The organism is Nocardia nova NBRC 15556, from assembly GCF_001613005.1.
Classification (GTDB): Bacteria; Actinomycetota; Actinomycetes; order Mycobacteriales; family Mycobacteriaceae; genus Nocardia; species Nocardia nova.
This window is the reverse complement of sequence record NZ_BDBN01000098.1, coordinates 26,333-33,114: the sequence shown is the minus strand read 5'-3', so window position 1 is coordinate 33,114 and position 6,782 is coordinate 26,333. Positions and strand designations below refer to the sequence as shown.

The following is a 6,782-nucleotide window of genomic DNA, read 5'->3' as shown; positions in this document are numbered from 1 at the left end:
CGGGAGTCGTCGCCCGGGTGGCGATCGGCACGGTGCAGCAGGTGGAAGGCGGCGACCTGCTGGTGGAACTGCGCATGAACGAGACATCGGCCGAATGACGATGCCGGTCAGCCACATTCGTGCGCGGGACGAGGGCCGGCCGTGATCGGTCACGGACCGGCTCGCGCTTGCCCTCGGCTTGCCGTGGCGGGGGGATCGCGGTGACCCGGATCGTCGCGGGCACGGCCGGTGGTCGGCGACTGCGGGTTCCGCCCGCGGGGACCAGGCCGACCTCGGACCGGGTGCGGGAAGCGCTGTTCAACGCGCTTTCCGCGCGCATGGATTTCGACGGCATCCGGGTGCTCGACCTCTATGCCGGGTCCGGCGCCCTCGGTCTGGAGGCGCTGTCGCGCGGTGCGTCCCATGCGCTGCTGATCGAATCCGATCGCAAGGCGGCCGCGGTGATTCGCGGCAATATCGCGGATCTGGATGTGCCCGGCGCCGAATTGCGCCTGGGCACAGTCGCGTCCGTGCTGGCGACAGCACCCGCCGAACCGTACGACCTGGTGCTGTCCGACCCGCCCTACGCGGTCGCCGACGCCGCTGTCGAGGCCGACCTGCGGGCGTTGTCGGCCAACGGCTGGTTGTGCGGGGACGCGCTGATCGTCATCGAGCGGTCGGCGCGATCACCGGAAACGGCATGGCCCGCAGGTTATTCGGCGTTGAAGTCGCGCCGATACGGCGAAACTCGCGTCGATCTGGCGGAATACCACGGATAATCCCGGACTCGGGCTCGGTCGACGGTCGTTCCGCCGGCAAGGCCTGCCGCCGCGGTGGCTCCCGCCGCCACGGCGACCGACTCAGCCGCGGCGTTCGGCGATGCGGGCGAGCAGGCGTTTGTGCACGGCCGGCGGCAACATGCCGGTGACGTCGCCGCCGAAGGTCGCCACCTCCTTGACCAGGGAGCTGGACAGGAAGCTCAGCGCCGGGTTGGTGGCCAGGAAGTAGGTGTCGACGCCCGAGAGGTGCTTGTTCATCTGGGCCATCTGCATCTCGTATCCGAGATCGGTGGCATCGCGCAGACCCTTGACCATGGCGGTGATGCCCTGTTCGCGAGCGAAATCGACCAGCAGCCCGTACCAGGATTCGATCCGTACGTTGGGCAGATCGGCGGTCGCCTCGCGCAACATCTCGATCCGCTCGTCGACGCTGAACATGCCCTGCTTGCTCTTGTTGATCATCACGGTCACGACGACCTCGTCGAACTGCGCAGCCGCGCGCGAGATGACGTCGATATGCCCGTTGGTCACCGGATCGAAGGACCCGGGACACAGTGCTCCAGCCATGCAGCGACGCTAACAGGTCGGGGCGGGCCGAGCCGATCGTGGTCGTCACAGCGCACGCAGCCGCAGTGACGTCGGCGGCGGGAGGGGCGCGGGGCGGATGTAACCGCGAGGGCGCTGCTCGCGGGACCGGCTCAGCGCAGCGTGCACGCGTTCCGCGGTGCCTCCCGTACTCAAACCGCGCCAGGTGGTGCGGACCGGCTGAAATCCGTAGCGCCGCAACACCGCATCCGGCGGGCGGCGCGACAGACTGCCATGGGCCCGCGCTCTGCTCGGGCGGTGCCCATCGACCTCGAGCACCACCCCGGTTCGGCCGAGATACAGGTCGGCCGTCCCCAGCACTCTCCCGTCCTCGGCATGGATCACCCCACCCGCGGACGCCGGCGGGAAGCCGAGCAGCCGCAGCAACACCCGGATCCGGGAGTGGTCGACTCCGGCGCTGCGCGGATCGAGGAAACCGATCACGTGCCGGGCGCCGTCGACGCCGCGCCGGCCCCGGGCGCAGGCCAGTTCGCGCGCCAATGCCGGTGCGGTGATGCCGAATTCGCGAGCGAGGGCATCGCCGACGACGACCGCCGATTCGAACGGAAGGGTGCGAGCCAGATCGATGACCGTGCGGGCGGGACTGGTGACCAGCAGCCCGTGCCGTTCGGCCACCACGGTGACGGGTGCGCAATGCACCTGCAGATTCGGTTTGATGCGCCCGCCGTGGCGTCGATTGCGTGTCACGTGCACGCGGTCCAGCAATGCCGGCGACATCGGCGCACCCAGCACGACCGCCGCCGATTGGTGGCTCACCACGGCATCGGCCGCCATCTCCGGCAGCAGTGCGGCCACCGCCAGCCGGTGCCGTGCCACGCCGTCCAATTCCGCGAGTAGCGAGGCCTCGGCGTACGCCCCGCGCCGCACCCGCCGCCAGCTCCCGATCGCGCACCGCCGCCGGATCTCGTCGTCGCCGACCCCCGCCGAGACCGCGTCTCGGCGCCGGTGCAGTCCGGCGACCCCGCCCTGGACCGTTGACCGGCTTGCGCGGCACAAGGTTTCGGCACGCGTGTCGCGGTGCGTCATTGCGGGTCCTGGTACGGCCGGGTGCGGCGCGGGCGAGGGAGAAGAGGACAGGGGACCGGTACCCGCGGGCGCGGGGAGGTGGCCGAGCGCAGACCGGCCCGCCAGATGATGGGGCTTCCCGGACAGTGGTTCTCCGAACGGTGGTGCATTGCCGAACCTCCCACGATGAGAACTCGCAACGACGTTTGCTGAGTTAGGACGTGGGGTAAGGAGACTCGGTTCCTTGCACAGATGACCAGGTTGCAGCCGCACCCCGTCCAGGAATGCCCGGCGATCGGAACACCGCGATCAGAACAGTCAGAACACCCAGAGCCGCAGCGTGAGGAAGCGCAGGGTGCCGACTCCGGCGGTGATGCCGATGACGGCGATCGCCTCGGCGACGTCGTCGAGGCCGGGCGCCGCGATGTCGAGCACCGCCAGCGCCCCCGAGGTGATGGCGAGTCCGGCCAGCGCCAGTCCACCGCCCTCGAGTTGGGCCGCGAGCCAGCCGACCCGGTCGGCGGCGTGGAAGGTGAGGCGGCGGTGCAGTTCGTTGGCGAGTGCCGTGCTGACGATGGATCCGGTCAGGTTGGCCAGCTGCGGCCCGCCGCTGTAGCAGGCCAAGAAGAGCAGGAAGTAGCCGATATTGCTGAAACCGCCGACCAGCGCGAACCGGACGAGTTGCGACAGCCAGTGGTCCCCGCGCAGATAGTCGGCGAAGCGCGAGGCGAGGCGGCCGGCAACGGGCGGGGACTGCTGCGGCTCCGGCGTCTCGGCCGGCAGTTCGCTGCGCACGATGGATACGCCCGGATCGGGCTGTGGGTTCACCCACATACCCGGAGGTGCCGGATAAAGGACAACCATTGTCGTTCCGATCGCACAGTGCCGGACGCCGAGGGTGACGGGTTCCGGCTGGTCTACCGCTCAGTAGAAAAAGATAGCACCAAGCGGAGAGATTTCCTCCACTTGATTTGTGTGGGATAGGAAACACCATCCGACACACCGAAGGTGATCTGGGCAGACACGCGGGATGCGGGCACACTGGGCCGAGAGCAGTAGTTCGGCACGAGAGTGGGGTCAGCAGGATGTATCGCGTATTCGAGGCACTCGACGAACTGGTCGCGATCGTCGAAGAGGCGCGGGGTATCCCGCCGACTCGCAATTGCATCGTGCCTCGCGGTGATGTGCTGGAACTGCTCGACGACGTGCGTGAGGCGCTGCCCGGCGAACTCGACGACGCCCAGGACGTGCTCGACCACCGCGACAAGATCGTCTCCGATGCCCGCAATACCGCCGACGCCACGGTGACCGGCGCGAACGACCAGGCCGAACAGACCGTCGCCGGCGCCCGCGAGGAGGCCGACCGGCTGCTGGCCGACGCCAAGGCCCACGCCGACCGGATGGTCGCCGAGGCCCGCGCGCATGCCGATCACCTGGTCGCGACCGCACAGGCCGAGGCCGACCGCATCGTGACCGACGGTAAGGCCGAGTACGAGGCGCTCACCGGCCGGGCCCGCACCGAATCGGAGCGGATGATCGCGGCGGGCCAGGCCTCCTACGACCGATCGGTGGCCGAGGGGCAGGCCGAACAGGAGCGCCTGGTCTCGCAGACCGAGGTGGTGCGGGCCGCGCACGCCGAATCCGCGCGCCTGATCGACGCCGCGCAGACCGAGGCCGACCGGCTGCGCGAGGAATGCGATCACTATGTCGATTCCCAGCTCGCCGATTTCGAGGAGACGCTGCACTCGACGCTGCGGACGGTGGGCCGTGGTCGCCAGCAATTGCGTTCGGGGACCGGCATTCCGGACTACGCCGCCGACTTCCGGCGCTGATCTGCCCGCGCTCGTTCCGGGATTTGGGGGGATCGGCGCAGTTCGCGTACTGTGGAGTGGTTGCCCAAACCCCCTCGAAACGTGAGTGAGTGTCCGATGTCCGCCCAGTCCGGTCCCGGTTCGCGTCGTCGTCAGACCGACGCGGATTTCGTGCTGGACACCCGCAGTCTGGGGCGCGCCCCGGGCTCGATCCGGCGGGTGCATCGGGTCGTCACCGCCCCCGAGAAGATCGGCTTGGACCTGATCGCGATCCCGGCCGGTGCCGAGATCGACCTCGATCTGACCCTGCAGGCGGTCTCGGAGGGCGTGCTGGTCACCGGTTCGGTGTCGGCGCCCATCGAGGGGGAGTGCTCGCGCTGCCTGGAGTCGTTCACCGACGATCTGGAACTCGAGATCACCGAACTGTTCGCCTATCCGGACAGCGCGACCGAGCAGACCACCGAGGAAGACGAGATCTACCGGCTCGTCGACGACATGATCGACATCGAGCCGGTGGTCACCGACGCCGTCGGTCTGGAATTGCCGCTGCAGCCGCTGTGCGAACCCGATTGCGCCGGGCTGTGCCCGGAATGCGGTGTCCGGATGGCGATTGCGGGTCCGGATCACACGCATGAGATACTGGACCCTCGCTGGGCGGGGCTTGCGAAATTCGCGAGCGAAACCCCCAGCTCCGGCGTCTCCGACGCCCCATCAGACGTAGACCGATCTCTTGCCGACCGCCATGGTTCGGCAAGTTCGACGACAGAGGAGAAGTAGTCGTGGCCGTTCCGAAGCGCCGGATGTCTCGTGCCAACACCCACTCGCGGCGCAGCCAGTGGAAGGCCACCGCGCCGACCCTGATCACCTGCCCGAACCGGGCGTGCGGTCAGAAGACCCTCCCGCACATCGCGTGCCCGAACTGCGGTACCTACAAGGGCCGCCAGGTCACCTCGGCCATCTGATCTGCCGATCGGGTAGCCGCGAAGTGACCGCCGGTAAGGACGAAGCGGACGCACCCGCAGCGGGCGATGCCGCTGACCACGCCAGCCTTCTCGAAGCGCTCGGCGTGGAGGTGCGCCCGGACCTGCTCCGGCTGGCGCTCACCCACCGTTCCTACGCCTACGAGAACGGTGGGCTGCCGACCAACGAACGCCTGGAATTCCTGGGCGATTCGGTTCTCGGTCTGAGCATCACCGAGCGCCTGTACCTCGAGCATCCGGAGAAATCCGAAGGCGAGCTCGCCAAACTGCGCGCCAGTGTGGTGAACATGCATGCCCTGGCCGAGGTCGCGCGCGGCCTGGGTGCGGGCGGCCTCGGCCGTCATCTGCTGCTCGGTAAGGGCGAGGAACTCACCGGCGGCCGGGACAAGGCGAGCATTCTCGCCGATGGGATGGAGTCGCTGCTGGGTGCGGTCCATCTGCAACACGGCATCGAGGTCGCGCGCGGAGTCGTGCTGCGGCTGTTCGCCGAACTGCTCGAACGCGGTCCCCGGATGGGCGCCGGCCTGGACTGGAAGACCAGTCTGCAGGAGCTCACCGCGGAACGCGGCATCGGCGTGCCCAGCTACGAGATCACCTCGACCGGTCCCGACCACGACAAGGAATTCACCGCCACCGCGGTGATCGGTGGCCAGGCCTACGGGCAGGGCGTCGGCCGGTCGAAGAAGGAAGCCGAGCAGAAGGCCGCGGGCGCTGCGTGGCAGGCGCTCACCGCGGACGGTTCCGCCGAAGCCGGTGACTGATGCCCGAACTGCCCGAGGTCGAGGTGGTCCGGCGCGGACTCGAGGAGCACGTCGTCGGCCACATCGTGGAATCGGTCCTGGTCAAACATCCGCGGTCGGTGCGCCGCCACGAACTCGGCGGTGACGATCTGGCCGGCCGGATGGCGGGCCTGCGGATCGAATCCGCCCGCCGCCGCGGCAAATTCCTCTGGCTGACCTTCGACGATCCCGATGCCGCACTCGTCGTCCACCTGGGGATGAGCGGGCAGATGCTCGTACAGTCCGCGCAGGCGCCGCTGGAGAAGCACGCGCATATCGTCGCCGGACTCGACAACGGCACCCAGCTGCGCTTCATCGATCAGCGCACCTTCGGTGGCTGGGCGCTGAACCGGCTCATCGCTCTCGACGGTGAGGAACTGCCGGAATCGGTCGCCCACATCGCGCGCGATCCGCTCGACCCCCGTTTCGATACCGAGGCCGTGGTCGCGCGGATGCGGACCAAATCCTCCGAGATCAAGCGGGTGCTGCTGGATCAGACGGTGGTGTCGGGTATCGGCAACATCTACGCCGACGAGGCGTTGTGGCGAGCCCGCATCCACGGCGAACGCCCCGCCGCGGCGCTCACCCGGCCCGCGCTGCGGCGGCTGCTGAGCGAGGTGCAGGCGGTGATGGGTGCGGCCCTCGACGCCGGCGGCACCTCCTTCGACGCGCTGTATGTCAACGTCAACGGCAATTCCGGATACTTCGAGCGGTCGCTGGCCGCCTACGGCCGCGAGGACGAACCGTGCCGTCGCTGCGGCGCGCCGATCCGCCGCGAGAAGTTCATGAACCGCTCGTCCTACTCCTGTCCGCGCTGCCAGCCGAAGCCCCGGCGATAGCGGC

The 6,782-nt window shown here is 68.8% G+C and carries 9 protein-coding genes; 6 read left to right on the top strand and 3 right to left on the bottom strand.

Translation table 11 applies throughout. The features are described from left to right. Positions 1-200 precede the first annotated feature (200 nt). Complete coding sequence (rsmD, locus tag NN2_RS30260; RefSeq protein ID WP_063018058.1) at positions 201-758, top strand: 16S rRNA (guanine(966)-N(2))-methyltransferase RsmD; 558 nt, start codon at positions 201-203, stop codon at positions 756-758. 81 nt (positions 759-839) lie between these two features. Here the strand turns inward: rsmD and coaD are convergent, their stop codons facing one another. From coaD to NN2_RS30245, 3 genes are all read right to left on the bottom strand, one after another. After that, a complete protein-coding gene (gene coaD / locus NN2_RS30255) occupies positions 840-1,325 on the bottom strand; it encodes a pantetheine-phosphate adenylyltransferase (RefSeq protein WP_030513019.1) in 486 nt (161 codons plus the stop codon). A 45-nt stretch (positions 1,326-1,370) separates the two neighbouring features. Further along, positions 1,371-2,390 carry a hypothetical protein gene (locus NN2_RS30250; RefSeq protein WP_063018056.1) on the bottom strand — a complete coding sequence of 340 codons (1,020 nt, stop codon included), beginning with the start codon at positions 2,388-2,390 and terminating at the stop codon, positions 1,371-1,373. A 297-nt stretch (positions 2,391-2,687) separates the two neighbouring features. Beyond that, on the bottom strand, positions 2,688-3,203 hold the full coding sequence (locus NN2_RS30245) for a GtrA family protein (RefSeq protein WP_082857387.1): 516 nt from the start codon (positions 3,201-3,203) through the stop codon (positions 2,688-2,690). Positions 3,204-3,454: 251 nt separating this feature from the next. On the opposite strand from NN2_RS30245, the gene NN2_RS30240 reads away from it, so the two are divergent. From NN2_RS30240 to mutM, 5 genes are all read left to right on the top strand, one after another. Continuing rightward, positions 3,455-4,201, top strand: coding sequence for a DivIVA domain-containing protein (locus NN2_RS30240; protein WP_063018054.1), 747 nt, complete (start codon positions 3,455-3,457; stop codon positions 4,199-4,201). Between the two features lie 96 nt (positions 4,202-4,297). Next, positions 4,298-4,957: a YceD family protein gene (locus tag NN2_RS30235; protein ID WP_063018052.1), complete on the top strand. Its 660-nt coding sequence runs from the start codon at positions 4,298-4,300 to the stop codon at positions 4,955-4,957. Positions 4,958-4,959: 2 nt separating this feature from the next. Next, positions 4,960-5,142, top strand: coding sequence for a 50S ribosomal protein L32 (gene rpmF, locus NN2_RS30230; RefSeq protein ID WP_030513024.1), 183 nt, complete (start codon positions 4,960-4,962; stop codon positions 5,140-5,142). Between the two features lie 23 nt (positions 5,143-5,165). Then, positions 5,166-5,921 (top strand): ribonuclease III, encoded by a 756-nt coding sequence (gene rnc / locus NN2_RS30225; RefSeq protein WP_063018050.1) that lies wholly within the window; start codon positions 5,166-5,168, stop codon positions 5,919-5,921. Further along, positions 5,921-6,778, top strand: coding sequence for a bifunctional DNA-formamidopyrimidine glycosylase/DNA-(apurinic or apyrimidinic site) lyase (gene mutM, locus NN2_RS30220; protein WP_063018048.1), 858 nt, complete (start codon positions 5,921-5,923; stop codon positions 6,776-6,778). Before rnc ends, mutM begins: the two co-directional genes overlap by 1 nt. Positions 6,779-6,782 lie beyond the last annotated feature (4 nt).